This is a genomic window from Pseudomonas putida W15Oct28, assembly GCF_000708715.2.
Classification (GTDB): Bacteria; Pseudomonadota; Gammaproteobacteria; order Pseudomonadales; family Pseudomonadaceae; genus Aquipseudomonas; species Aquipseudomonas putida_R.
The window spans coordinates 48,427-73,789 of record NZ_JENB01000045.1 but is presented as its reverse complement, the minus strand read 5'-3'; the positions used below and the strand labels follow the sequence as shown (position 1 = coordinate 73,789).

The 25,363-nt window shown below is 61.1% G+C and carries 20 protein-coding genes and 2 pseudogenes; 10 read left to right on the top strand and 12 right to left on the bottom strand.

Annotation, left to right across the window (positions count from 1 at the left end; translation table 11 throughout):
- The first annotated feature begins 21 nt into the window (after nucleotides 1–21).
- The 3 genes from AK81_RS23280 (at nucleotide 22) to AK81_RS23270 (ending at nucleotide 4,208) form a co-directional block, all read left to right on the top strand.
- Nucleotides 22–2,709 carry a putative bifunctional diguanylate cyclase/phosphodiesterase gene (locus AK81_RS23280; RefSeq protein WP_043202914.1) on the top strand — a complete coding sequence of 896 codons (2,688 nt, stop codon included), beginning with the start codon at nucleotides 22–24 and terminating at the stop codon, nucleotides 2,707–2,709.
- A 203-nt stretch (nucleotides 2,710–2,912) separates the two neighbouring features.
- Nucleotides 2,913–3,581 (top strand): peptide-methionine (S)-S-oxide reductase MsrA, encoded by a 669-nt coding sequence (msrA, locus tag AK81_RS23275; protein WP_043202912.1) that lies wholly within the window; start codon nucleotides 2,913–2,915, stop codon nucleotides 3,579–3,581.
- A gap of 3 nt (nucleotides 3,582–3,584) precedes the next feature.
- On the top strand, nucleotides 3,585–4,208 hold the full coding sequence (locus AK81_RS23270; protein WP_043202910.1) for a glutathione S-transferase: 624 nt from the start codon (nucleotides 3,585–3,587) through the stop codon (nucleotides 4,206–4,208).
- Between the two features lie 150 nt (nucleotides 4,209–4,358).
- On the opposite strand, the gene creD is transcribed toward AK81_RS23270, so the two are convergent.
- From creD to AK81_RS23250, 4 genes are all read right to left on the bottom strand, one after another.
- Nucleotides 4,359–5,687, bottom strand: a complete 1,329-nt coding sequence (gene creD / locus AK81_RS23265; RefSeq protein WP_043202908.1) for a cell envelope integrity protein CreD — start codon at nucleotides 5,685–5,687, stop codon at nucleotides 4,359–4,361.
- A 165-nt stretch (nucleotides 5,688–5,852) separates the two neighbouring features.
- On the bottom strand, nucleotides 5,853–7,289 hold the full coding sequence (gene creC, locus AK81_RS23260; protein WP_043202905.1) for a two-component system sensor histidine kinase CreC: 1,437 nt from the start codon (nucleotides 7,287–7,289) through the stop codon (nucleotides 5,853–5,855).
- On the bottom strand, nucleotides 7,289–7,969 hold the full coding sequence (gene creB / locus AK81_RS23255) for a two-component system response regulator CreB (protein ID WP_043202904.1): 681 nt from the start codon (nucleotides 7,967–7,969) through the stop codon (nucleotides 7,289–7,291). The genes creC and creB overlap by 1 nt, the downstream gene beginning before the upstream one ends.
- A gap of 237 nt (nucleotides 7,970–8,206) precedes the next feature.
- Complete coding sequence (locus AK81_RS23250; protein WP_043202902.1) at nucleotides 8,207–8,707, bottom strand: ATP-dependent zinc protease family protein; 501 nt, start codon at nucleotides 8,705–8,707, stop codon at nucleotides 8,207–8,209.
- A gap of 182 nt (nucleotides 8,708–8,889) precedes the next feature.
- On the opposite strand from AK81_RS23250, the gene AK81_RS23245 reads away from it, so the two are divergent.
- The 5 genes and pseudogenes from AK81_RS23245 to AK81_RS23230 all read left to right on the top strand — a co-directional run bounded on the left by AK81_RS23245 (nucleotide 8,890) and on the right by AK81_RS23230 (nucleotide 13,782).
- Nucleotides 8,890–9,777 (top strand): acyltransferase, encoded by an 888-nt coding sequence (locus tag AK81_RS23245; protein WP_043202900.1) that lies wholly within the window; start codon nucleotides 8,890–8,892, stop codon nucleotides 9,775–9,777.
- Between the two features lie 145 nt (nucleotides 9,778–9,922).
- Nucleotides 9,923–11,263: a DDE-type integrase/transposase/recombinase gene (locus AK81_RS23240; protein WP_430298495.1), complete on the top strand. Its 1,341-nt coding sequence runs from the start codon at nucleotides 9,923–9,925 to the stop codon at nucleotides 11,261–11,263.
- Between the two features lie 28 nt (nucleotides 11,264–11,291).
- Nucleotides 11,292–11,414 (top strand): annotated as a pseudogene (locus AK81_RS30885) (IS481 family transposase); the annotation flags it as partial.
- A 189-nt stretch (nucleotides 11,415–11,603) separates the two neighbouring features.
- Nucleotides 11,604–12,953, top strand: a complete 1,350-nt coding sequence (locus AK81_RS23235; protein ID WP_043202897.1) for an APC family permease — start codon at nucleotides 11,604–11,606, stop codon at nucleotides 12,951–12,953.
- 76 nt (nucleotides 12,954–13,029) lie between these two features.
- The gene (locus AK81_RS23230) at nucleotides 13,030–13,782 is read left to right on the top strand and encodes an RHS repeat-associated core domain-containing protein (RefSeq protein ID WP_343226813.1); all 753 of its coding nucleotides are present in this window, start codon (nucleotides 13,030–13,032) and stop codon (nucleotides 13,780–13,782) included.
- Between the two features lie 11 nt (nucleotides 13,783–13,793).
- Here AK81_RS23230 and AK81_RS23225 read toward each other — a convergent pair whose 3' ends face one another.
- On the bottom strand, nucleotides 13,794–14,369 hold the full coding sequence (locus tag AK81_RS23225; protein WP_043202895.1) for a DUF2780 domain-containing protein: 576 nt from the start codon (nucleotides 14,367–14,369) through the stop codon (nucleotides 13,794–13,796).
- A 174-nt stretch (nucleotides 14,370–14,543) separates the two neighbouring features.
- On the opposite strand from AK81_RS23225, the gene AK81_RS28710 reads away from it, so the two are divergent.
- Nucleotides 14,544–15,488, top strand: coding sequence for an RHS repeat-associated core domain-containing protein (locus AK81_RS28710; protein WP_081042139.1), 945 nt, complete (start codon nucleotides 14,544–14,546; stop codon nucleotides 15,486–15,488).
- A gap of 176 nt (nucleotides 15,489–15,664) precedes the next feature.
- On the opposite strand, the pseudogene AK81_RS23220 reads toward AK81_RS28710, so the two are convergent.
- Nucleotides 15,665–16,468, bottom strand: a pseudogene (locus AK81_RS23220) (zinc-binding dehydrogenase); the annotation flags it as partial.
- Nucleotides 16,469–16,656: 188 nt separating this feature from the next.
- On the opposite strand from AK81_RS23220, the gene AK81_RS28705 reads away from it, so the two are divergent.
- Nucleotides 16,657–17,526 carry an RHS repeat-associated core domain-containing protein gene (locus AK81_RS28705; protein ID WP_081042138.1) on the top strand — a complete coding sequence of 290 codons (870 nt, stop codon included), beginning with the start codon at nucleotides 16,657–16,659 and terminating at the stop codon, nucleotides 17,524–17,526.
- Between the two features lie 78 nt (nucleotides 17,527–17,604).
- On the opposite strand, the gene fdhA is transcribed toward AK81_RS28705, so the two are convergent.
- The 6 genes from fdhA to AK81_RS23190 all read right to left on the bottom strand — a co-directional run bounded on the left by fdhA (nucleotide 17,605) and on the right by AK81_RS23190 (nucleotide 25,363).
- On the bottom strand, nucleotides 17,605–18,804 hold the full coding sequence (gene fdhA, locus AK81_RS23215) for a formaldehyde dehydrogenase, glutathione-independent (protein WP_043202893.1): 1,200 nt from the start codon (nucleotides 18,802–18,804) through the stop codon (nucleotides 17,605–17,607).
- A 274-nt stretch (nucleotides 18,805–19,078) separates the two neighbouring features.
- Entirely contained in the window at nucleotides 19,079–19,936 is an 858-nt protein-coding gene (gene purU, locus AK81_RS23210) for a formyltetrahydrofolate deformylase (protein ID WP_043202892.1), read from the bottom strand.
- A 12-nt stretch (nucleotides 19,937–19,948) separates the two neighbouring features.
- Nucleotides 19,949–20,581, bottom strand: a complete 633-nt coding sequence (locus AK81_RS23205) for a sarcosine oxidase subunit gamma (protein WP_043202890.1) — start codon at nucleotides 20,579–20,581, stop codon at nucleotides 19,949–19,951.
- Between the two features lie 170 nt (nucleotides 20,582–20,751).
- Nucleotides 20,752–23,766 (bottom strand): sarcosine oxidase subunit alpha, encoded by a 3,015-nt coding sequence (locus tag AK81_RS23200; RefSeq protein WP_043202888.1) that lies wholly within the window; start codon nucleotides 23,764–23,766, stop codon nucleotides 20,752–20,754.
- On the bottom strand, nucleotides 23,763–24,098 hold the full coding sequence (locus tag AK81_RS23195) for a sarcosine oxidase subunit delta (protein WP_016484537.1): 336 nt from the start codon (nucleotides 24,096–24,098) through the stop codon (nucleotides 23,763–23,765). The genes AK81_RS23200 and AK81_RS23195 overlap by 4 nt, the downstream gene beginning before the upstream one ends.
- Before the next feature lie 14 nt (nucleotides 24,099–24,112).
- Nucleotides 24,113–25,363: a sarcosine oxidase subunit beta family protein gene (locus tag AK81_RS23190; RefSeq protein ID WP_016484536.1), complete on the bottom strand. Its 1,251-nt coding sequence runs from the start codon at nucleotides 25,361–25,363 to the stop codon at nucleotides 24,113–24,115.

The following is a 25,363-nucleotide window of genomic DNA, read 5'->3' as shown; positions in this document are numbered from 1 at the left end:
CCCTCTTCAAGCGAGTCTTCGATGAAAAGCCAACCCGATGCCGCCAGCCGTGTGGCGGCCGAGGTCGTCACGCCGTTACCCGTGCCCTCGCGGCTCGGTATGCTGCGTTTCGAAAGGCTCAACGAAGCCACCTGGTCCATGCTCTACCTGGACCCGGCCTGCGAGCGCCAGTTTGGCCTGCACGCCGCCGACCTGTGTGCCCTGGTGGACGCGCCCTACGCCAGCCTGATGGAGCCCGAGGCCCGCTACCGGCTGCACGACGAGATCCAGCGGCAACTGGCCCAGCGCGGCTACTACCGCGTGCGCTACTCCCTGCACACGCCAGTCACCTCGCTGCGCTTGCTGGAAACCGGTGAAGCCTACAAGCAGCACAACCGCCAGCTGTTGCGCGGTTACCTGAGCGTGCTCGACGACCAGCCCGACGACGCAGGCGAGAGTGCCAGCGACCTGGAGTCGCGCAACAACCGCCTGCAACTGGCCCTGCAACTGAACCAGCGCGCCCAGCAGGAACAACTGGAACACCTGGAGCGGGTACGCGGTCAGCAGGACCTGATCCTGCGCCTGGCCCGCCAGCGCTACAGCGCCGAGAACTCCCTGCTGGAAGCCGCCCAGCTGATCACCCAGAGCGCCTGCGAAATCTACAAGGTCGACAGCGCCAGCATCTGGCACCTGGACGACCAGCGCCTGGAACCGATCACCGCCTGGTACCGCGACGCGCAGGAGCATCGCCAGCCCGAGGCCATCGATGCCAGCCGCTTCCCCGACTACCTGGAGGCGCTGCACGCCAGCCGCGCCATCGACGCCCACAACGCCGGCCACGACCCGCGCACCCGCGCCCTGACACAAAGCCTGCGCCCGGAAAACAAGGCCATGCTCGATGCCAGTATCCGCGTCGATGGCCAGGTGGTCGGCGTGCTGTGCCTGGAGCAGAGCGGCCAGCCACGGGCCTGGCAATCGGACGAGATCGCCTTTGCCGGCGAGCTGGCCGACCAGTTCGCCCAGGTCATCACCAACCACAACCGGCGCGCTGCGGCCAGCGCACTGCACCTGTTCCAGCGTGCGGTGGAGCAAAGCGCCAGTGCCTTCCTGCTGGTAAACCGTGATGGCCGGGTGGAGTACGTCAACCCAAGCTTCACCGCCATCACCCAGTACAGCACCGACGAAGTGCAGGGCCGCCAGCTGGGCGAGCTGCCGGCACTGGAAAACCTGAGCGAACTGCTGTTCGACTCGCCCTCCAGCCTGGCCATGGGCAATAGCTGGCAGGGCGAGTTCAAGAGCCGGCGCAAGAACCTGGAGCCCTACTGGGGCCAGCTGTCGATTTCCAAGGTGTACGGCGACAACCGTGAGCTGACCCATTACATCGGCATCTACGAAGACGTCACCCAGACCAAGCTGGCCCAGCAGCGCATCGAGCGGCTGGCCTACACCGACAACCTGACCAACCTGGGCAACCGCCCGGCGTTCATCCGCAGCCTGGACGAGCGCTTCGCCCGTGATGGCGAAGGCTCGATGTGCCTGCTGCTGGTGGACATCGACAACTTCAAACGCATCAACGACAGCCTCGGCCACCAGACCGGCGACAAGCTGCTGATCAGCCTGGCCCGGCGCCTGCGCAACAGCCTGCACACCGGCGGCATCCTGGCGCGCTTCGCCAGCAACGAGTTTGCCGTGCTGCTGGACGAAACCGGCCTTGAAGAGGGCCAAGGGGTTGCCCAGCAATTGCTGCGCACCCTCGACAAACCGATGTTCGTCGACAACCAGCTGATCAATGTCACCGCCTCGGTAGGCCTGGCCTGCGCGCCGCTGCATGGCACCGACCCGGCCAGCCTGATGAAAAACGCAGGCCTTGCGCTGCACAAGGCCAAGGCCAACGGCAAGCACCAGGTACAGGTGTTTACCGAGGTGCTCAACGCCGAGGCCAGCTACAAGCTGTTCGTCGAGAACAACCTGCGCCGCGCCCTGACCCAGAACGAGCTGGAAGTGTTCTACCAGCCCAAGATCTGCCTGCGCAGCGGCCGCCTGCTGGGGCTGGAAGCATTGCTGCGCTGGAACCACCCCGAGCGCGGCATGATCCGCCCGGACCAGTTCATCAGCGTGGCAGAAGAAACCGGCCTGATCATCCCCATCGGCAAGTGGGTGGTACGCCAGTCGTGCCGCATGAGCCAGGAACTGCGCGAGGCCGGCCTGGGCAACCTGCACGTGGCCATCAACCTGTCGCCCAAGCAGTTCTCCGACCCGGACCTGGTGGCGTCGATCAGCAGCATCCTCAAGGAAGAAGCCCTGCCCCCGCACTTGCTGGAGCTGGAGCTGACCGAAGGCCTGCTGCTGGAAGCCAGCGAAGACACCCACCGCCAGCTGGACGAGCTGAAGGCCCTGGGCCTGACCCTGGCCATGGACGACTTTGGCACCGGTTATTCGTCGCTCAGCTACCTGAAGAAGTTTCCGATCGACATCCTCAAGATCGACCGCAGCTTCATCAACGAAATCCCCGACAACCAGGACGACATGGAGATCACCTCGGCGGTGGTGGCCATGGCCCACAACCTCAAGCTCAAGGTCGTGGCCGAGGGTATCGAGACCCCGGAGCAGCTGGCGTTCCTGCGCCGACACCGCTGCGACGTTGGGCAGGGCTACCTGTTCGACCGGCCGATTCCGGGGCGCGAGCTGGCTGAGCGGCTGAAGCGCTATCCGCGTGGACCAGTGGCCTGACCTCGGGCACTATGGAAACCATTCGGGCCCTTTCGCGGGCACGCCCGCTCCCACAGGTATTCTGTAACATTCAGATCCTGTGACAATCCCGTGGCTCCCATGAGCCCATCACAGCATTAAAACCCTGTGGTGATCCTGTGGGAGCGGGCATGCCCGCGAATGCCCCAACACCTATCCAACTGAATAAACACAGAGGAACGGCCATGGTCCTGCGTTCGGAAATCCTGGTGAACAAAAACGTCCTGCCAACCGCGGAACAGGCCCTGCCTGGCCGCGAAACGCCAATGAGCCTGCCCGAATTCCACTACGTGTTCGAAGGCACCCCGCTGCTGGGCCCCTTCTTCGAAGGCGCCATCGACTTCGCCATCTTCGGCCTGGGTTGCTTCTGGGGCGCGGAGCGGCGCTTCTGGCAGCGTGAAGGTGTGGTCAGCACCGTGGTCGGCTACGCCGGCGGCATCACCCCCCACCCTACCTACGAAGAAGTCTGCTCGGGCCTGACCGGCCACACCGAAGTAGTGCTGGTAGTGTTCGACAAGGACAAGGTCAGCTACCGCGAGCTGCTGGCGATGTTCTGGGAACTGCACAACCCGACCCAGGGCATGCGCCAGGGGAACGACGTCGGCACCCAGTACCGCTCGGCCATCTACTGCACCAGCCCTGAACAGCTGGAGCAGGCCAAGGCCAGCCGCGACGCCTTCCAGGCCGAACTGAACAAGGCCGGCTTCGGTGAAATCACCACCGAAATCGACCAGGCACCGACCGTGTACTTCGCCGAGGCCTACCACCAGCAGTACCTGGCCAAGAACCCGCAAGGCTACTGCGGCATCGGCGGCACCGGTGTATGCCTGCCACCCAGCCTGCAGGGCAACTGAACCATGGCCACGATGACCCTGTTCCACTCGCCATTGTCGCCTTTCGTGCGCAAGGTCATGGTGGTGCTGCACGAAACCGCCCAGCTTGAGCGCGTGACGCTGCAACCGGTCAACATCAGCCCGGTGAGCGGCGACCCGCAGCTCAACCAGGACAACCCGATCGGCAAGATCCCGGCCCTGCGCCTGGACGACGGCACCGTGCTGCATGACAGCCGGGTGATCTGCGAATACCTCGACCAGCAACACGTCGGCCTGCCGCTACTGCCCCGCGAAGGCTCGGCACGCTGGCGGCGCCTGACACTGGTGTCGCAGGCCGATGCAATCATGGATGCGGCGGTGTCGTCGCGCTACGAGAGCTTCCTGCGGCCAGAAGACAAGCGCTGGGACGGCTGGTTGCAGGCGCAGGGCGACAAGATCCGCCGCAGCCTGGCCAACCTGGAGCAGGAGCACCTGCCCGAGCTGATGTCCGGCTTCGACCTGGCGGCGATTGGCGTGGCCTGTGCGCTGGGGTATCTGGATTTGCGTCAGCCCGAATTTGGCTGGCGTGAGCGCCAGCCTGGGTTGGCGGCGTGGTACGCCGAGGTGGCCAAGCGGCCGTCGATGGTCGCCACATCTCCAGTGGCCTGACAGGGCCTCTTCGCGGGCACGCCCGCTCCCACAGGTAGAGTGCGCCGTACCTGTGGGAGCGGGCGTGCCCGCGAAAGCTTCACCTCGGTATTGCAGGAAACAGATGCCCAATCCTGAAGGCCAACCACCGCCCGATTTCTCTGTCCTCCCTCATGCCGACCTCCCCACTCGCGCCCAGTCCAGCCGCCGGGTCAGCACCATGAACACCCCCAGCAAGCCAAAGCACAGCAGCGACCCCATCAGCAGTGCATAGTCTTCGGCACTCAACAGCCCGTAGAGCAGCGCATACAGCGCCGCCAACCCCGCCGCAAAACCCACCCCTCGGCCCAGGCTGCGCAACACATGGCTGAGGTAGAAGCCGATCAGCAGCACACACGCCGACGCCGACAGCCCATACGCCAGGCCAAAGCCGATGTGCTCGGACAACGACAGCAACAACAGATAGAAGAACGCCAGCGCCACGCCGACCAGGATGTACTGCACCGGGTGCACACTCAGGTTTTTCAGCACCTCGAACAGGAAGAAGCCGGCAAAGGTCAGCGCGATGAACAGCAACGCGTATTTGATCGCCCGCTCACTCTTCAGGTACTGGTCCACCGGGTCGACAAAGCTCACGCCAAAGCTGCGCTCGCTGAAGTCTTCGCACTGGCCGGCGGTGGCGCATTGGCGCAGGGCATCTTCAAGGTTGGTGGCGAAGAACGACGTCTGCCAGTGGGCGCTGAAGCCCTGGGCATCAATGTCGCGGCGGTTGGGCAGGTAGCTGCCGACGAAGCTCGGGTGCGGCCAGTTGGCGCGCATGGCCACGCTGCTGGTGCGGCCCACCGGCACGATGTGCAATTGCCCGGTGCCTTGCAATGCAAGGTCGAAACCGTAGCTGAATTCCCGTGCTTGCAGGCCGTCCAACCCCGGCAGGCTGGCATGCACGCCACCGCGCATCCAGTCGAGCTGGGTGCCGGCCTCGAACGGCAGCTTCTGCTCGTCGATGCTCAGTTCCAGGCCATTCTCGATGCCGCGGATATCGCTGATGCCCACCACCAGGAAGGGTTTGTCGAAACGGTAGTCGTCGAAGTCCTTGTCGATGCCCCAACGCTCCGGGAGCTTGAAGCGGCCACTGACGCGACCCTTGGCGTGGAACAGCCGGGCCTGGTAGATGCCGCGGGCACGCAGTTCGGTGTCCACACCCAGGTCGGCGTCGAAGGTTTCCGGCAAGAAGTACAGGTGACCGGCAATGGTGCTGGTTTCCTGGGTGCGCTCGCCGTCCTTTTCGATCCAGCGGCGCTGGTACTTGCGGTATGGCACCACCAGCAGCGGGCCGCTGAGTTGCTGGTCGAAGCTGGCACTCTGGGCGATGTCGCGCAGTACGTTGTCGCGCAGGGCCTGGCGTTCATCGATCAGGCCGTTGATCAGCAGCAGCGGGACGAGCAGCAGCAAGATGAGCACGGCGATCATGCCGAGCTTGTAACCGAGGGTCTTGTTCATGGGGCCTCCTGTGGCAGTGGGCGCAGTGTCTGCGCCTTGCGTGGAGGCCTTGGGGAGCTTGTGTGGAGATTGTGTGTTTTCGCGGCCGCGCGATGTTCAAACCTTGCGCGGCCCCTGTAGGAGCGGCCTCGTGTCGCGATGGGGCGCGCAGCGGCCCCAGCAATCTCAGCTGATACGCCGCACCGGCAACCACAACCGCACCCGCACCCCGCCATCAACATTATCCACCGCCAACGCCCCGCCATGCAGCTGCATCACCTCGGCCACAAAATTCAGCCCCAGCCCGGTGCTCTTGCGCCCGCTCCCCGGCCGCGGCAGCGAGTAAAACCGCTCGCTGACCCGCCCAATGGCATACGCCGGTATCGCCTGCCCCTGGTTGAACAGGCTCAACGCCACCCGCTCGCCATCGCGCTCCAGGTCAAACAACAGCGCGCCACCCTCGGGGGTGAAATCCAGTGCGTTATCCAGCAGGTTGGCCAGCGCTTGGCGCATCAGGAACGGGTCACACAACAAACGCAAACCGGCGGGTACCCGCTGACGCGCATGCAAACGGGCGCTTTCGATGCGCGCAACATGGGCCAGCAGCAACTCGTCCACCAGCGCCGCCAGCGCCACCTGCTGTTCATCCTCCAGCGCCTGCATCTGCTCGACCCTGGCCAGGTTGAGCAGGCGCTCGACCATCTGCTGCAAGCGCTCGCTCTCGCGCTCGATATTGCCGGCAAACCGCGCGCGCTGGTCGGCGGGCATGCCCTCGTCCTGCAGCAGCTCGCAAGCCCCACGAATGGCCGCCAGCGGGCTTTTCAGTTCGTGCGTCAGGGTATGCACATAGCGCTCGACATAGGCCTTGCCCTCCAGCTGGGTGCGCATGCGCTCCACCGCCTGGGCCAGGTGCGCCAGCTCGCCACCCTTGTAGTGCGGCAACGCGGCACGCTCGCCCTCGCTGACCGCCTGGGCATAGCGAGCTAGCCGGCGCAGCGAGCGCGCCAGCCACCACGACAACGCCGCGCCGATCAGCAAGCCGAGGCCTATCAGCCCCAGGCCCAGCGTGAGCAGGCGTTGCTCGGAACGGTCGATGTACGGCTGCAGCGAGCTGTTGGGTTTGGCCACGGTGACCACGCCGATGATCTTGCCGTCGTCGATGATCGGTGCGCCAACGTGCATCACCGAGGTGCTTTCATCATTGGGGTCGCTGCGGGTGGAGCGGGCGCCGTACTGGCCACGCAGGGTCAGCAGCACGTCGTTCCACTGCGAGTAATCCTTGCCCAGGGCCTCACCGCTGGAGTCCAGCAGCACGGTGCCCTTGGCATCAGTCACATAGATGCGGTGGCTGACCTGGTTCTTGGCCAGGCCCCAGATCTGCGCACCCGGGCTGCGCGACCCGTAGGCCTTGAGTACCTCCGGCAGGCGGCTCTGGTTCAAGGTGCCGGCCTTGACGTCCTCGCGCAGGATCTCGGCCAGCAGGTTGGCGGTGTCTACCAGTGTTTCTTCGGAAGACTGGCGCACCACCGGGCGGATCTGTTCACGTACCGTGTTGAGCAGAAAGTAGCCCGCCAGGCCGACGAACAGGAAGTACACCAGGAAGATCCGGATGCCCAGGCGCATCAGGCATGGTCCGGGCTGTAGCTGTAGCCAAGGCCGCGGTGGGTCTGGATCGGTTCGGCCTCACCCGCTACCAGGCGCAGCTTGGCGCGCAGGCTTTTGATATGGCTGTCGATGGTGCGCTCGTAGCCCACGTCGGAGGCCACGCCAAGGGCGTCTAGCAGTTGTTCGCGGCTGAACACCCGCTGCGGTTGCTCCAGCAGGGATTGCAGCAAGCGGAATTCGTGGCGGGTCAGCGTAAGTGGCTGGCCGCGGTAGGTGATCTGCATGCGCAGGGTGTCGAGCTGGAACAATGCCGCATCGGTAGCAGGCTCAGCCCTGGGGGCCATGCGCTTGAGGATCGCCCGCACCCGGGCAGCCACTTCACGCGGGCTGAAGGGTTTGACCACGTAGTCGTCGGCACCGATTTCCAGGCCCACCACGCGGTCGATTTCACCGTCGCGGGCGCTGAGGAACATCACCGGTACTTCGGTGAAACGGCGCAATTGGCGGCAGGTTTCGAAGCCACTGATGTCGGGCAGGCCGATGTCGAGGATGATCAGGTCGGCCGGGCGCTGGCGCTGCTGTTCGAGGGCGGCGCTGCCCAGGGTCACCCATTCGGTGCTGTGGCCGTCGGCCTGCAGGGCGTAGACCAGGGTGTCGGCGATGGCGGCTTCGTCTTCGACGATGAGGATATGGGGCATGATGCGCGGCCTGTGCAAATGTCGATGGCGACGCACTATTGTGTAGGAGCGGCCTTGTGTCGCGAAAGGGCCGCAGAGCGGCTCCGGCAACATCTGCATCAACGCTGAGATCGTGGGGCCGCTTTGCGGCCCATCGCAGGCAAGCCAGCTCCCACAAGTACTGTGCTGCCTTTGAGAGCAGCGCTATCCCTGTGGGAGCGGGCGTGCCCGCGAAAGGGCCGGAACAGGCGACTTGAGTCAGCAGTCAGGCTTGCCAGCGGTAAACTTCTTGGCCGGGTTGACTGCGGCCTTGAACTCGCGCAGCGCCTTGGAGCCCACCAGCAGCGGGTAATTGAAGCTGCTGCGGTCCACCAGGTTCACTTCCACGGTGCGTTTCACGTCACCCAGGCACAACTCCAGGTCCACCACCGGGCGCTTGGAGATTTCCGGCGCATCGCCCTCTTCCTCTTCATCGGCACGGCCCTTGATCTTGCTGATGCGCGAGACCTTGTGCTCGTACACCTTGCCGTCCGAGTCCTTGGTCGCCAGGCGGAAGCGTACCCACTCCTCGCCATCGCGGTTGAACAGCTCGATGTCCTTGGCCGACAGCGACGCGGTAAAGGCACCGGTGTCCATCTTGGCTTTCAGGGTTTCGCCAAGCTCGGGCAGGGCGATGTTCTCGTAACGGCCGTAGATCGTGGGCTCGGCGGCCATTACCGGCAGTGCCAACAGCGACAACAGGGCAAGCAGAGGTTTCACAGGCAGGCTTCCTTGAGAGGGGTCAGTGCTTAGACTGCACGGGCAGGATAGGTTCGCTGTCACAAGCGTAACCAACATGTTGTGAAACATTTGTCCCCACCAGCGGCCATTGGACATTTGGCGTAGGCAGCGGCCCTGCTTATCATTGCCCACTGTTTATTTCCCACAACACGAGTTTCTTTATGCGTCGCCTGCTGACCGGCATCTTCACCACCCTCCTGCTGCTGCTCAACACTGTGGTGTTGATCTGCCCACTGCTGGTCTTCGCCCTGCTGAAGCTGGTGTTGCCGGGCCGTGGTCGCGACTATGCCTCGTGGGCGGTGATGTGGGTGGCTGAAACCTGGTCGGAAATCGACAAGGCCATCTTCGCCCTGTGCATTCCCACAAAGTGGGACATCCGCGGCGTAGAGAACCTGCGCAAGGACACCTCCTACCTGGCCGTGAGCAACCACCAGACCTGGGTCGATATCCCGGCGTTGATCGAAAGCCTCAACCGACGTACGCCGTTCTTCAAGTTCTTCCTCAAGAAGGAATTGATCTGGGTACCGCTGCTGGGCCTGGCCTGGTGGGGGCTGGATTACCCGTTCATGAAGCGCTACAGCAAGGCGTTTCTGGAGAAACACCCGGAGTTAAAGGGCAAGGACCTGGAAATCACCAAGGCGGCCTGCGAGCTGTTCAAGCGCCAGCCGGTGACCGTGGTGAACTACCTGGAGGGCACCCGCTTTACCGAAGCCAAGCGCCAGGAACAGCAGTCGCCGTATCGCTACCTGCTCAAGCCCAAGGCGGGCGGCGTGGCGTTCGTGCTGGCGGCATTGGGCGAGCAGCTGGATGCCTTGCTGGACGTGACCATCGTGTACCCCGGCAACCAGGCACCGGGGTTTTGGGCGCTGCTCAATGGCAGCATTAGCCGGGTGATTATCGACATTCAGGTGCGAGAGCTGGACCCGGCGTTGTGGGCGGGGGATTACGAGAATGACCCGGTTTTCCGCCAGACCGTACAGGCCTGGGTGAACCAGCTGTGGGTAGAGAAGGACCAGCGGATCGAGCTGCTTAGGGCCGAAATGGGCTGATATGTTTATTGTCTGACCGGGCCTATTCGCGGGCAAGCCCGCTCCCACAGGGACTGCACAACCTTCGAGTGCGGTGCGGTCCCTGTGGGAGCGGGCTTGCCCGCGGTACAAACCGGAGACATCGTTTACATTCCAAACCGGGGACATGGTTTACAGGCTAATACGCATGATCAGGAGGTATCTGATCATGCCCTGGAATCAAGAGTCCCCCATGGATCAACGAGTCAGATTGATCGGCGAATGGCTTTCCGGTGATTACACCAAGAGTCAGCTTGCTCATNAAACCGGGGACATGGTTTACAGGCTAATACGCATGATCAGGAGGTATCTGATCATGCCCTGGAATCAAGAGTCCCCCATGGATCAACGAGTCAGATTGATCGGCGAATGGCTTTCCGGTGATTACACCAAGAGTCAGCTTGCTCATCGGTACAACATCAGCCGCCCGACGGTCGACAAGTGGATATCGCGATATACGGCAGGCGGCGCTGAAGCGTTGTCCGACGCATCGCGACGTCCTAGCAACAGCCCTAACAAGACCAGTGACGAGCTGTTGGCCCGCATTTTTGCGATGAAAGAGGCGCACGATAAATGGGGCCCCAAGAAGCTCATTGAGCTGCTGCGCCTTGAAGATCCATCAATTGATTGGCCGTCACCAAGCACGGCGGGGCAATGGTTGGACCGGATGGGTATGGTGCACAAGCGCGGGCTAAAACGGCGCTACGGCAAAAGCCCCACCAAAATGCGAGAGGCCAACGAGCCGAACCAGACCTGGTGCATCGATTACAAAGGTCAGTTCAAGATGCTCAACGGTCAGTGGTGCTACCCGCTAACAGTTACTGACCATGCTTCGCGCCTCATCTTGGCCTGCAAAGCCCACAAGAACATCATGACGAAACCTGTCATGCAGACGCTTGAGTGGCTTTTTCAGGAGTATGGAATGCCAGAGGTCATCCGCTCTGACAATGGCAGCCCGTTTGCGTCGACGGGCTTGGCAAGGATGTCCACAATCGCTGTTTGGCTGATCCGTCTTGGAATTTTTCCCGAACGAACCGCACCCGCGCGCCCAGATCAGAATGGCCGTCACGAGCGGATGCACCGCAGCATGAAGCTAGAGCTGCCGCTGGGTGACAACCTGATTGATCAGCAACTGCTGCTTGAGCACTTCCGGCAGGAGTTCAACTATGTCCGGCCGCACGAAGCGTTGGGCATGAAACGCCCATTCGAGCTGTATGTGCCATCCAATCGGTCTTACCCAGGGTGCCTACCAATTGTGGAGTACCCCACCGGAATGGCTGTACGCAGTGTTAGGCAAAATGGTTCGATCAAATGGAAAAACAAGCTGCTGTTCATCAGCGAGGCATTGTCTGGCGAACAAATCGGCCTGAAAGAAGTAGAAGATGATGTTTGGGATGTGTTCCTGTGTGACCATCTCCTGGGGAGGCTTGAACGGGGTGCAAACCGCGTCCAAGCCTCAAATGTGTAAACCATGTCCCCGGTTTACGATGTAAACNTTGTCTGGCGAACAAATCGGCCTGAAAGAAGTAGAAGATGATGTTTGGGATGTGTTCCTGTGTGACCATCTCCTGGGGAGGCTTGAACGGGGTGCAAACCGCGTCCAAGCCTCAAATGTGTAAACCATGTCCCCGGTTTACGATGTAAACGATGTCTCCGGTCGTACACCGCGAAGAGGCCGGAACAGACAGTGCAGATATCCGATTAGAAATCTGGCTAATAATCAGCATAAGTAATACTTCTTTGTCACACCCTACCTAAGTGGATAAAAATCGACCAAAGCACAACTACAAAAAAGCCTGGATCGATCAATGGCCAACCAACCTAGCTCCGCCCCCGCCCAGCTCCGCCGTGTCCTCGGCCTTCCCGCCCTGGTGTTTTTTGGCCTGGTGTACATGGTCCCGCTGACCATCTTCACCACCTACGGCATCGTCACCGAACTCACCGGTGGCCGCACCGCCGGCGCCTACCTGGTCACCCTGGTGGCCATGCTGTTCACCGCTGCGTCCTACAGCTTCATGGTCAAACGCTTCCCTGTAGCGGGCTCGGCGTATTCCTACACCAACATGGCCTTCGGCCCCAACATCGGCTTCCTCGCCGGCTGGTCGCTGCTGCTCGACTACCTGTTCCTGCCGATGATCAACTACCTGCTGATCGGCCTGTTTCTCAACATTGCCTTCCCCGCAGTGCCCGCCTGGGCGTTCGTGCTTGCGTGCATCGCCGTGGTGACAGTGCTGAACGTGGTCGGCATCAACTCGGTGGCCAAGACCAGCAACCTGATCGTGGGCGCGCAGATCGTGTTCATCGGCGTGTTTGTCGCGCTGTCCTGCCAGACATTGGCTGGCCAGCCGCTCGACCTGCTGTCGCCGTTAATCGGTGACGGCAGCAAACCTGGCTTTGGCCACCTGATGGCGGGTGCTGCGGTACTGTGCCTGTCGTTCCTGGGCTTCGACGCCGTATCGACCCTGGCCGAAGAATGCCGCGACGCACGCCGCGACGTGCCACGGGCGATCATCCTCACCACCCTGTTTGCCGGTTTGCTGTTCACCCTGCTGGCCTACGTCAGCCAACTGGTGCTGCCGGGCAGCAGCTTCGCCAATGCCGACGCAGCAGCCAACGAAGTGATGTTCAAGGCTGGCGGGCAGTTCCTCACCAACTTCTTCACCGCCGCGTATGTTGCGGGCAGCCTGGGTTCGGCGCTGGCCTCGCAGGCGGCGGTGTCGCGCATCCTGTTCACCATGGGCCGTGACAACGTGCTGCCACGCCGTAGCTTCGGTTACCTGTCGCCGCGCTTTGGCACACCGGTGTTCGCCATTTTGCTGGTGTCGGCGTTCTCGCTGCTGGCGCTGGTGATCGACCTCTCCACCCTCGCCTCGCTGATCAGCTTCGGCGCGCTGGTGGCGTTCTCGGCGGTGAACCTGGCGGTGGTGAAGACGCACCTGATGGACGATGCCAGCCAGCGTAACGCCAAGGGGCTGTTGAGCTATGGCGTGGTGCCGCTGGTGGGGTTGGGGCTGACACTGTGGCTGTGGACCAGCCTGTCGGCGCTAACGCTGGTGATCGGGTTGTGCTGGTTTGCGCTGGGGTTGGCCTATCTGGCAACACTGACTGCCGGTTTCCGCCGTCCGATGAGACTGGTGGACTTCACCGAAGCTGCCTGAAACGGCGACGAGTACTGACAATTCTGCTAGTTGCACGTACCCTCGCGAACCTCAAGACTTAAGGCATACCCGTCTTGTGAGCTCAGACACTGTGAACGCTCCGCGTGCCTATAGCCCTTATGGGCAACATGAACACAAAGGCAGCCAGGCCATGCTTGGCTTTAATGGTGAGCGGTGTGACCCGCTCACCCACACATATGCCTTGGGCCAGGGCTACCGCAGCTATAGCCAGGTCTTGATGCGCTTTCAAAGACCCGACAATCTCAGCCCATTTCTGGAGGGCGGGCTGAATGCCTATGCCTATTGCAAGAATGATCCCGTAAATTATCAAGACGGCTCAGGGCACTCCCCGACGGTTGCGCAATTGCAGGCAGCCATCAAAAAGCGGAAGCGCACTCCAACGGCCTTGGCCGAGCCCGCTGTGGTCGACGTCTACCAAAAGGCGAAGAGCTTCAGCTCTGAAGAAGCCACCATCTTTGAAAGAAAATACTCGGCCCAGCCCGAGCCCCCTGTGGTCAGAGTCCATCAAAAGGCAAAGAGCGTCAGCTTCGCAGAAAGTACCATCGTTGAAAGAAACTACTCGGCTCACTACAAGCATTTCCAGGAACGAAAAACACTTCTCAACCAACTGAATCGCCTGAACACTTTTAATGAATTACTCAATAGCGACCTCGATCACCTCTGGAACCCTGCCACTCGACTTAACTACAGAGAAATCAACCTCTTCCCTGCTTATCGGCGCCGCCTTACTTCAATGAACCAAAGCCTCCAAGCAGTAATGATTGAAAAAGAACGCATCCAGCATCGTCTGCAAGAAATTCGCTGGTAGGTCACACAAACTCATACCGACGGTGCGGTCACCGCTGCTGGCGTTGTCCACAAACTACCCAGATTCTGCAACAACGGCCCGGCAATCCCCTGCTGCCCCAGGTATTGCAGGATCAACGGCGCAAACTGCCCGATCATCCCGGTATCCATCCCCAACGCCTTGAACGCACTGTCCAGGTCGCTGCGGTTTTCCACGTTGTTGCCCAGCGCATTGCTCAAGGCCGACTGGCTTTCGCTGTTCTTGCCCAGCAAATCACCCAACCCACTCAAGCCACCCAGCGCATTGGCCCCAGCCAGCAGGTCCAGCCCCGGTACCGCCTTGGTCAGTTGCCCATAGTCATCGCTGCTCAGGTTGTTGCGTGCCAAGCCCAGCATTGCTCCTGCGCCGCCAACGGCCTGTTCGGGGGTGATCTTCAATTCGCTGCCCAGGGTGTTGAGCAGGTTGGCCTGTGCCTCGGGTGCCTGCACCTGGCCTTGCTGTTTCTGGGCCTGCATGGCTGACACGGCATTGGCGGCGTCGCTGAGGTTGAAGGCAAACACCGGGCTTGCGGCCAGGGTCATCAGGGTTGCCAGGGTGAATGCTTTCATCGGGAGGGACCTCGTGGGCCGGGATGGCCAGGGAAACGAGGATTTGACACGTAGTTTGGAGGTTTGTTCCTGACGGGTATCGAGCTTTGTTTAGCCCTCACCTGTCATTTCTGCTAGTTGTCACAACACCAAATTAGCTGGAGACTCAGAAACACCCGCAGACAATGCTAGAAAATGGCCGAGATAACGATGCCTAATATAAATCAGCGCTTCTATCAAAAAAACCAGATCGACAGCGTAAAGGTAGGTCAGGATGTCCGGAAGATTTTGCGCACTCCAGAGACCAGCCTTGCAGAAATAAAAGTCTCAAACGATACCACGGTGACGCTCGCGTTGACCGACGGGCAAAATTCAACGATTCGATCTGAAAGCGCTGGCAAACCAGAACTCTTCAACTACACACCCTACGGTAGAACATGGAACCTGCCCTCTCAGTCAACTTTTCTAGGATTCAACGGCGAACCATATGACACCAAAACAGAATCCTACTTATTAGGATTAGGTTATCGAACATACAGCCCCAGGCTGATGAGATTCTTCTCTCCCGATAACATCAGCCCCTTCGGAGCTGGAGGCGTCAACAGCTACGCCTACGTAGGGAACGACCCAATCAATAATACCGATCCAACTGGCCACCTCAAAATTTTCGGCCTACGGCTGAACAGGAAATTAAAAGTATTCTCCGGGAATGCAAAAGTAGTTGACGAAATGTTTGTATATTATAGCCAACACCCTACAAACAAAAAATCCAAAGCAATAACACTTGTTCAACACGGCAACCAGGGGGAAGCAATAGATACATATTCACTAAACAAGAATTTAAAAAAATCCGGATTTGACACAGCAGGATACGACACCCATTTTATCTTATGCTATGGCGCAAACCCGAATAATGGCGGCCTTTCAAATATTCAAAGAATGGCCAACGAGACCGGCCGTAAATCGCACGGATATCTTGAAAAAGTCTCAGCCCAAGCCCCCCGAATTGACTCGAGAAACATAGGCGCGAGCGGAACTCCGATCAGGGTACCCCTGATACAGAAAGAATCAATTTGGAACAATCCGAAAGATCATAACTATGAACCCAGAACTGCCAACCCCATGATACGGAGCACCTGAATTCTACACGAAGTGCTAAACAGAGCCGGTCTCTTGGCACGCAAGCCCGCTCCCATACTCTTTCCGACTATCAAGGCTGACTCGGTTCAAGGCAGGAGCAGTGCAGGCTGCGGGATCAGTACTGGCAACTACGAAAAAGCCCCTCGTTTCGAGGGGCTCTGGTTAACAGGCGCTGATTACGCCGCACCCCACATCTTGTGCGGGTCAATCACAAACTTCTTCGGCACACCCGCATCAAACTCGCCATACCCTTCCGGCGCCTGATCCAGGTTGATCACCTGCACGCCAACCACTTCGGCAATGTTGATGCGGTCCCACATGATCGCCTGCATCAGCTGGCGGTTGTACTTCATGGTCGGGGTCTGGCCGGTGTGGAAGCTGTGCGACTTCGCCCAGCCCAGGCCGAAGCGGATGCTCAGCGCGCCGATCTTGGCGGCGGCATCGGAGGCGCCCGGATCTTCAGTCACATACAGGCCCGGGATACCGATACTGCCGGCGACGCGGGTAACCTGCATCAGCGAGTTCAGCACGGTGGCCGGGGCTTCATGCTTGGCGCCTTCGTGGCCATGGCCGCGGGCCTCGAAACCAACTGCATCCACCGCGCAATCCACTTCTGGCTCGCCGAGGATGTCGATGATCTGTTCGTGCAGCGGGGTGTCCTTGGACAGGTCGACCACTTCGAAGCCCTGGGACTTGGCGTGCGCCAGGCGGGCCTGGTTGAGGTCGCCCACGATCACACAGGCGGCACCCAGCAGGCGGGCCGAGGCAGCGGCAGCCAGGCCGACCGGACCAGCACCCGCGACGTAAACGGTGCTGCCTGGGCCAACCCCCGCAGTCACGGCGCCGTGGTAGCCGGTTGGCAGGATGTCGGAGAGGCAGGTCAGGTTACGGATTTTTCCCAGGGCCTTGTCGCGGTCCGGCAGTTTCAGCAGGGAGAAGTCAGCCTATGGCACAAGCACGTATTCGGCCTGGCCGCCGCTCGAGTCGTTCAACTGTAGGATTAGGCCATTGTTCCTGGCGGGATATCGGCGAAAACGGTGATGCATACAGCTTGAAACGCCAGCGCTTTCGCACCGCCTCCTATTATTTTTGTCAGTAGCAGCCCCCCCGACAGGAAAGGATACTTGATAAAGCAGAAGCCAACCTTTCCCAACAGTGGAGTGCACCCATGAGCCAGAGCAGGATTTTTTATCAAAACGGTCGAGTTACCACGGTGACAGAAGACCAAAAGCGCCGCTCTATACTTCAAGGCCACCAGATTTCACTCGCCGAGAAACAAACGGCAAACGCAGAGCATTGTAACTTCCTAGCAACAGATATCAAAGGCTCAGTCTTCTCCGTAAAAGGTCAGTTTTCAGACGAAACTCATCAGTATTCTGCTTACGGGGGCGCCTGCAGTATACCTTCCTCTGCATCGTTGCTTGGCTACAATGGAGAGCGCCCTGAGCGCTCGGGGCTCTATCTGCTTGGTAGCGAACGCGCTTATTCTGCAAGCCTCATGCGCTTTCATTCCGTCGACGTGCTCTCTCCCTTTGGCGAGGGAGGCATGAATGCCTACGCTTACTGCAAGAATGATCCTGTCAACTATACCGATCCTACGGGGCAAATGCGAAAATCTGTCATACCTCCGCTAGTAGTTAACAAGGAAAATGTCAAAAGATTGCGCACACAAAAGGCCGAGATGAAAGGCATAGTACGCAGCGAAAAAGAACTATTAGCCAGTAATTCGAAAGAAATCGAAAGCAACCGGACCAAATGGCATAGATACAATCAAGACCTAGAGAAAGATAAATCATTAACTCGCAAAGAAAGGATGCACGCAACCACGAGGGCGAAGATTGAGAAACAGCAAAGTGAAATGGAAGTGCGTAATGCGGAGCTAACAGCTCAAAACAACGAAATCTCGCGCTTCCTAGAAAAAGACGAAGCTTCCCTGCTAAGAGATAGAATGGATCTTCGCGAGGCCAAACGCATCTTGGGCCGCACGATTTATGATGCTTGGAAAGCTGAAGCTACAGCTTCCAATGTACGTAAATAATTCTGCGAAACCGTGTTCGGCAGAGCGTAGTAAAGGAAAAGCCCCTCCGGTCGAGGGGCTTTTCCTAGGCGACGGTTATTACGCCGCACCCCACATCTTGTGCGGGTCAATCACAAACTTCTTCGGCACACCCGCATCAAACTCGCCATACCCTTCCGGCGCCTGATCCAGGTTGATCACTTGCACGCCCACCACTTCGGCAATGTTGATACGGTCCCACATGATCGCCTGCATCAGCTGGCGGTTGTACTTCATGGTCGGGGTCTGGCCGGTGTGGAAGCTGTGCGACTTGGCCCAGCCCAGGCCGAAGCGGATGCTCAGTGCGCCGATCTTGGCGGCAGCATCGGAGGCGCCCGGGTCTTCAGTCACGTACAGGCCCGGGATACCGATACTGCCGGCGACGCGGGTAACCTGCATCAGCGAGTTCAGCACGGTGGCCGGGGCTTCATGCTTGGCGCCTTCGTGGCCATGGCCGCGGGCCTCGAAACCAACGGCATCCACCGCGCAATCCACTTCTGGCTCGCCGAGGATGTCGATGATCTGTTCGTGCAGCGGGGAGTCCTTGGACAGGTCGACCACTTCGAAGCCCTGGGACTTGGCGTGCGCGAGGCGGGCCTGGTTGAGGTCGCCCACGATCACACAGGCGGCACCCAGCAGACGCGCCGAGGCAGCAGCGGCCAGGCCAACCGGACCAGCACCTGCGACGTAAACGGTGCTGCCTGGGCCTACGCCAGCAGTGACGGCGCCGTGGTAGCCGGTCGGCAGGATGTCGGACAGGCAGGTCAGGTCACGGATCTTTTCCATGGCCTTGTCGCGGTCCGGCAGTTTCAGCAGGTTGAAGTCAGCGTAGGGCACCAGCACGTATTCGGCCTGGCCGCCGGTCCAGTCACCCATGTCGACGTAGCCGTAGGCACCGCCGGCGCGGGCCGGGTTGACGGTGAGGCAGACACCGGTGTGCATCTCTTTGCAGGAGCGGCAGCGGCCGCAGGCAACGTTGAACGGTACCGACACCAGGTCGCCTTTTTTCAGGCGTTCGACATCACGCCCCAACTCGACGATTTCACCGGTGATTTCGTGGCCCAGCACCAGGCCGACCTGGGCAGTGGTGCGGCCGCGGACCATGTGCTGGTCGGAGCCGCAGATGTTGGTAGAGACTACCTTCAGGATAACGCCGTGCTCGATCTTCTTGCCGCGCGGGTCCTGCATTTTCGGGTAGTCGATGTGTTGCACTTCGACCTTGCCGGCGCCGAGATATACCACTCCACGATTGCCAGACATGCTCTTACCTCGCTTGATTTTTATTTATGCAGCGGTGGTTGAACGCGCCGCCATCCATGGGCGGCATGTGTTTCTGGAATGAGGGGAATTGTGGGCCTGATGGGGCGAGATGCACTGACTGAAAACGACAGGGGGATGCCTTTTTACGGCAGACCAAAAACTGGGGCCGCCTTGCGGCCCTATCGCGACACAAGGCCGCTCCTACAGGGGAACGCGATCGCCTGTAGGAGCGGCCTTGTGTCGCGATAGGGCTGCGCAGCAGCCCCAGAATTGTTCAGAGAACGACAGTGCGGTTGGCGTTGAGGAACACCCGCCGCTCGATGTGATACCCCACAGCCCGCGCCAAGGTCAGGCATTCGATATCACGCCCTTTGGCAATCAGGTCTTCCGGGTAATGGCTGTGGTCCACCACCTCGACACCCTGGGCAATGATCGGCCCTTCATCGAGGTCGTTGTTGATGTAATGCGCCGTGGCACCGACCATCTTCACGCCCTTGTTGTACGCCTGGTGATAAGGCTTGGCGCCTTTGAACCCTGGCAACAGCGAGTGGTGAATGTTGATCGCCCAGCCATCCAGGCGCCGGCACAGCTCTGGCGACAGCACCTGCATGTAACGGGCGAGGATAACCAGCTCGGCGCCGGTCTCCTCGATCACCTGCAGCACCTTGCGCTCTTGCCCTGCCTTGTCGTTGGGGTCGAGGGCGAAGTGGTAGTAAGGGATCTTGTGCCAATGCGCCAGCGGCTCGAGGTCGGGGTGGTTGGACACCACCGCAACCACGTCCATGCCCAACTGGCCGATGCGCTGGCGATACAGCAGGTCGTTCAGGCAGTGGTCGGCCTTGGACACCATGATCACCACCTTGGGGCGGTGATTGGGTGCGGTCAGCTCGAACGTCATGCCGAACGCGTCGCTGCGCTCGGCGAGGCCGGCACGGAAGCCTGCCTCGTCGAAATCGTCCGGCTGGCGGAATTCGACGCGAATGAAGAAGCGCCCCGACTGCCGGTCATCGAAGGAGTGGTGCTCCGTCACGTAGCAGCGCTGCTCGAAGAGGTAACGCGTCACCACGTCGACGGTACCGAGCATGCTCGGGCAGTCGGCGGTGAGAATCCAGGTATCCGGTGCCCGACTCATGTTCTGCTCTCCTTAAGCTTCGATGCTCAGGCCGTATTCGGCCGAAGCGTCCTGCAGCCACAGCCACCAGTAATCGGCGAAGCTGCGGCGAATCACCAGTTCCCAGGTGTCTTCGGCGGTGCGGCGGATCACCAGTTGCGACTTGGCGAACACGGTGCCGACAGCCTTGCCCACCGGGAAGTTGTTCGGGTGAACATCATAGCTGGTGGACTTCATCAGCACTTCGCGCACGTTAGGGCCGCGCAGTTCCAGCAGGCTTTGCCCACCGCTGACGTTGACCACCTGAATGTGCTGGCCATCAAGGGCCGCGCGCAGCTTCTGCTCGACCGCCAGTTCCTGGCCGCCGGGCACGATCAGCAGCCACTCGTCGGGGCCGACCCATTGCAGCGACATGTCGTTGTTGGCGACCACGGTCAGCGCCACTGGCAGCTCCAGGCCCAGGGCCTTGTGCACGCCGGCGGCGAATTCCGGGTTGTGGCCGTCGCCACGGATAGTGAGGTGGCCAAGGAACTTGCGTTCACGCAGGGTCACACCTGCGTTCTTGCGGCCTTTGCCAACCAGGCTGGCCAAATCGGCGTGGTGCAGTGGCGACTGGGCCTTGGCCTCGGCGCCGGGGTTTTGCTGGTAGACGTTGATAGCGCTCATTTCTTACCTGCCTTGAATTCTGGAGTCGACCACGATGCCTGCGGGTGACGGTCATCCTGTGGGAGCGGGCATGCCCGCGAATGCGATGGTGGATTCACCGCCCTCTTCGCGGGCACGCCCGCTCCCACAGAGACCTCATTCCAAACTAAGCATCGGTTGGTACCGGGGCCTTAGACGTTCTGCCGCTCACCCTTCGGATCGAAGAACACCGAAGACACGATCTCCGCCTCGATCACGCTGCCATCTGCCTGTGGCGAGTAAACACGCTCGCCCATGCGCTTGAGGCCGCCTTTGACCACGCCCATGGCAAACGAGTAGCCCAGGGAGTTGGACGCGTAGCTGGAAGTGACGTGGCCAACCATGTCCATCGGGATCGGCTGTTTCGGGTCGAACACCAGCTGGGCGCCTTCCGGCAGCCACTTGGTCGGGTCGACCGGCTTCAGGCCTACCAGCTGCTTGCGGTTCTCGCGCACGCAGTCTTCACGGTTCATGCCACGCAGGCCGATCCACGAGTACGGCTTGTTGCGGCCCACACACCAGCTCATGTTCAGGTCGTCCGGGTTCATCGAACCGTCGGTGTCCTGGCCAACGATGATGAAGCCCTTCTCGGCACGCAGTACGTGCATGGTCTCGGTGCCGTACGGGGTCAGGTTGTACTTCTTGCCAGCCTCGATGATCTGTTCCAGCACGCCCATGGCGTAGTTGGCCTGCACGTTGACTTCGTACGAGAGCTCACCGGTGAACGAGATACGGAACACACGGGCCGGCACGCCGCCGACGTTGCCTTCCTGCCAGGTCATGAACGGGAAGGCTTCCTTGTCCATGTCGATGTCGGTCAGCTCGCTGAGCAGCTTGCGGCTGTTGGGGCCGGACAGGGTCATGGTGGCCCAGTGGTCGGTGACCGAGGTGAAGTACACCTTCAGCTCCGGCCATTCGGTCTGGTGGTACAGCTCCATCCACTGCAGCACGCGGGCGGCGCCGCCGGTGGTGGTGGTCATGATGAAGTGGTTGTCGCCAACGCAGGCGGTTACGCCGTCGTCGAAGACCATGCCGTCTTCCTTGCACATCAGGCCGTAGCGGGCCTTGCCCACGTCGAGCTTGGTCCAGGCGTTGGTGTAGATGCGGTTGAGGAACTCACGGGCGTCCGGGCCCTGGATGTCGATCTTGCCCAGGGTGGAGGCGTCCAGCAGGCCCACGCTGTCGCGCACGGCCTTGCATTCGCGAGCCACGGCGGCATGGATGTCTTCACCGGCTTTCGGGAAGTACCACGGGCGCTTCCACTGGCCGACGTCTTCGAACTCGGCGCCATTCTTCACGTGCCAGGCATGCAGGGCGGTGAAGCGTACGGGCTCGAACAGGTGACCACAGTGACGGCCCGCTACCGCGCCGAACGTGACCGGCGTGTAGTTGGGGCGGAACATGGTGGTGCCCATTTCCGGGATGGTGATGCCGATCGAACGGGCGGCGATGGCCAGGCCGTTGATGTTGCCCAGTTTGCCCTGGTCGGTACCAAAGCCCAGCGCGGTGTAGCGTTTTACGTGCTCTACCGACTCGAAGCCTTCACGGGTGGCCAGTTCGATACCGGCGGCGGTCACGTCGTTCTGTTGGTCGACGAACTGCTTCGGCCCCTTGGTGCCTTTGTCGTGCGGCACCTGGAACAGTGCCACGGTGGCCTCTTCCTTGCGCGCCACGGTTTTTGGCAGGGTGCCGACAGAGGCTTTGAAGCCTGCTTCAGTGGCTGCGCGCACGCCGCCTTCGAAACCGTCAGCGATCACATCACCGAGGGCGTAGACGCCGTTGATACCACCCACGCACTCGCGTTTCTGCGGCGCATCGCCCGGCACGAAACCGAGGATGTCGTCACGCCATACCGGGCGACCGCCCAGGTGCGAAGCCAGGTGGACGATAGGGCTGTAGCCGCCGGAAGTTGCGATCAGGTCGCACTCAAGGGTTTCGCCTGGGCTGGTGACTTTGTGCGCCTGCACATCGATGGCCGCCACGCGGGCGCCGGTCACGTGCTTGCTGCCTTTGGCCTCGACCACGGCGCTGGAGGTGAGAATGCGGATGCCTTTGGCACGCGCTTCTTCAACCAGCGAGCCACGCGGGTTGTGGCGGGCGTCGGCGATGGCGACCACTTGCAGGCCAGCGTCGTGCCAGTCCAGCGCGGCGCGGTAGGCGTGGTCGTTGTTGGTCGACAGCACCAGCTTGCGGCCCGGGGCCACGCCGTAGCGGCGAACGTAGGTGGACACAGCACCGGCCAGCATGTTGCCCGGCACGTCGTTGTTGCCATACACCAGCGGGCGCTCGTGGGCGCCGGGCGCCAGTACCACGCGCTTGGCGCGGACACGGTGCACACGGTGGCGCACCTGGCCAATCGGGGCGCGGTCGCCGAGGTGGTCGGTAAGGCGCTCGTGAATGGTCAGGAAGTTATGGTCGTGGTAGCCGTTGACCGTGGCGCGTGGCAGCAGGGTCACTTCCGGCAGGCCTTCGAGCTCTTTGATGACGGCGTTGACCCAGTCGGCGGCAGGCTTGCCGTCGAGGGTTTCGCGGCTGTCGAGCAGGCTGCCGCCAAACTCTTCCTGCTCGTCAGCCAGGATCACACGGGCGCCGCTGCGTGCAGCAGCCAGTGCAGCGGCCAGGCCAGCAGGGCCGGCGCCGACGATCAGCACGTCGCAGTGCTGGCTCATGTAGTCGTAGCTGTCCGGGTCGTTCTGCAGCGGTGCACGGCCAAGGCCTGCCGCTTTGCGGATGTACTTCTCGTACGTCATCCAGAACGATTTCGGGTACATGAAGGTTTTGTAGTAGAAGCCCGGCGGCATCATGCTGCCGCCCACCTTGCCGAGGATGCCCATGACGTCGTTGTTGACGTTCGGCCAGCCGTTGGTGCTGGTGGCGACAAGGCCTGCGTACAGCGCCTGTTGGGTAGCGCGCACGTTCGGGATCTGGGTAGCTTCGCTGGAGCCGATCTGCAGGATGGCGTTCGGCTCTTCGGTACCCGCAGCGATGATGCCGCGTGGGCGCGAGTACTTGAAGCTGCGCCCAACGATGTCGACGCCGTTGGCCAGCAACGCGGCGGCCAGGCTGTCACCGGCATAACCCTGGTAGGTCTTGCCGTTGAAGGTGAAGTTCAGGACCTTGCTGCGGTCGATGCGGCCGCCGCTGGCGAGGCGATAGGTCTGGCTCATACTTTTTCCCCTTGGCCTTTGACGGTCGACGGTGCGTTCGCAGCTTTACCGTTGGCGGTCACTTGCGGCTTCTCGCCAATCTTGTAGGTTTCCAGAATTTCGTAGGTCACGGTGTCGCGGGTGACGTTGAAGTACTGGCGGCAGCCGGCAACGTGGTCCCACAGTTCATGGTGAATACCGCGTGGGTTATCACGGTAGAACATGTAGGTACCCCACTCCTCGTCGGAGCAGGCAGCAGGGTCCAGCGGGCGGGCGATGTGCGCCTGGCCAGAGGCGTGGAACTCTTCTTCGGAGCGCAGCTCGCCGCAGTGGGGACAGAAAATATGCAACATGACGGTGTCTCCGGTTAGTGGGCGACGGCGGCGGCGCCGTGTTCGTCGATCAGTGCGCCGTTGTAGAAACGGTCCATGGAGAACGGCGCGGCCAGTGGGTGCATTTCGCCCTTGGCCAGGCTCGCGGCGAAGACGTTGCCCGAACCCGGGGTCGCCTTGAAGCCGCCAGTGCCCCAACCGCAGTTGAAGAACATGTTCTTGACCGGGGTCTTGGTGATGATCGGGCAGGCGTCTGGCGAGGTGTCGACGATGCCGCCCCACTGGCGGTTCATGCGCACGCGCGAGAGGTTGGGGAACATCTCGACGATGGCCTGCAGGGTGTGCTCGATCACCGGGTACGAACCGCGCTGGCCGTAGCCGACCCAGCCGTCGATACCGGCACCGATCACCAGGTCGCCCTTGTCGGACTGGCTGATGTAGCCGTGCACGGCGTTGGACATGATCACGCTGTCGATGATCGGCTTGATCGGCTCGGATACCAGCGCTTGCAGCGGGTGCGATTCCAGCGGCAGGCGGAAGCCGGCCAGCTTGGCCATGTGCCCGGAGTTACCGGCGGTGACCACACCGACGCGCTTGGCGCCGATGAAGCCTTTGTTGGTTTCCACACCAATGACCGCGCCGTTTTCCTTGCGGAAACCGATCACTTCGGTCTGCTGGATCAGGTCCACACCCAGGGCGTCGGCAGCGCGGGCATAGCCCCAGGCCACGGCGTCGTGGCGGGCCACGCCACCACGGCGCTGAACGGTTGCGCCAAGGATCGGGTAGCGGGTGTTCTTCGAGCAGTCCAGGTACGGGATTTCGGCCGCGACCTGGGCGGTGTTCAGCAGCTCGCCATCGACGCCGTTGAGGCGGTTGGCGCTGACGCGGCGCTCGGAGTCACGAATGTCCTGCAAGGTGTGGCACAGGTTGTAGACGCCGCGCTGGGAGAACATCACGTTGTAGTTGATGTCCTGGGACAGGCCTTCCCACAGCTTCATGGCGTGTTCGTACAACTGCGCCGACTCGTCCCACAGGTAGTTGGAACGCACGATGGTGGTGTTACGGGCGGTGTTGCCGCCGCCCAGGTAGCCTTTCTCGATCACGGCAACGTTGGTGATGCCGTGCTCTTTGGCCAGGTAGTAGGCCGTGGCCAGGCCATGGCCGCCACCGCCGACGATAACCACGTCGTAGACCTTTTTAGGGGTTGGCGTGCGCCACATGCGCTGCCAGTTTTCGTGGTGGCTGAGGGAGTGTTTGAAGAGGCCGAAGCCCGAGTAGCGTTGCAT

Excerpts from the sequence above, each read along its gene's own strand:
- AK81_RS28710 (WP_081042139.1), top strand. The coding sequence starts at position 14,544 with ATGGCCGAGATAACGATGCCTAATATAAATCAGCGCTTCTATCAAAAA.
- msrA (WP_043202912.1), top strand. The coding sequence starts at position 2,913 with ATGGTCCTGCGTTCGGAAATCCTGGTGAACAAAAACGTCCTGCCAACC.
- fdhA (WP_043202893.1), bottom strand. The coding sequence starts at position 18,804 with ATGTCTGGCAATCGTGGAGTGGTATATCTCGGCGCCGGCAAGGTCGAA.
- creC (WP_043202905.1), bottom strand. The coding sequence starts at position 7,289 with ATGCGCCTGGGCATCCGGATCTTCCTGGTGTACTTCCTGTTCGTCGGC.
- AK81_RS23270 (WP_043202910.1), top strand. The coding sequence starts at position 3,585 with ATGGCCACGATGACCCTGTTCCACTCGCCATTGTCGCCTTTCGTGCGC.
- AK81_RS23225 (WP_043202895.1), bottom strand. The coding sequence starts at position 14,369 with ATGAAAGCATTCACCCTGGCAACCCTGATGACCCTGGCCGCAAGCCCG.
- AK81_RS23245 (WP_043202900.1), top strand. The coding sequence starts at position 8,890 with ATGCGTCGCCTGCTGACCGGCATCTTCACCACCCTCCTGCTGCTGCTC.
- AK81_RS23280 (WP_043202914.1), top strand. The coding sequence starts at position 22 with ATGAAAAGCCAACCCGATGCCGCCAGCCGTGTGGCGGCCGAGGTCGTC.
- creD (WP_043202908.1), bottom strand. The coding sequence starts at position 5,687 with ATGAACAAGACCCTCGGTTACAAGCTCGGCATGATCGCCGTGCTCATC.
- purU (WP_043202892.1), bottom strand. The coding sequence starts at position 19,936 with ATGAGTCGGGCACCGGATACCTGGATTCTCACCGCCGACTGCCCGAGC.
- AK81_RS28705 (WP_081042138.1), top strand. The coding sequence starts at position 16,657 with ATGAGCCAGAGCAGGATTTTTTATCAAAACGGTCGAGTTACCACGGTG.
- AK81_RS23195 (WP_016484537.1), bottom strand. The coding sequence starts at position 24,098 with ATGTTGCATATTTTCTGTCCCCACTGCGGCGAGCTGCGCTCCGAAGAA.
- AK81_RS23190 (WP_016484536.1), bottom strand. The coding sequence starts at position 25,363 with ATGCAACGCTACTCGGGCTTCGGCCTCTTCAAACACTCCCTCAGCCAC.
- AK81_RS23205 (WP_043202890.1), bottom strand. The coding sequence starts at position 20,581 with ATGAGCGCTATCAACGTCTACCAGCAAAACCCCGGCGCCGAGGCCAAG.
- AK81_RS23200 (WP_043202888.1), bottom strand. The coding sequence starts at position 23,766 with ATGAGCCAGACCTATCGCCTCGCCAGCGGCGGCCGCATCGACCGCAGC.
- AK81_RS23235 (WP_043202897.1), top strand. The coding sequence starts at position 11,604 with ATGGCCAACCAACCTAGCTCCGCCCCCGCCCAGCTCCGCCGTGTCCTC.
- creB (WP_043202904.1), bottom strand. The coding sequence starts at position 7,969 with ATGCCCCATATCCTCATCGTCGAAGACGAAGCCGCCATCGCCGACACC.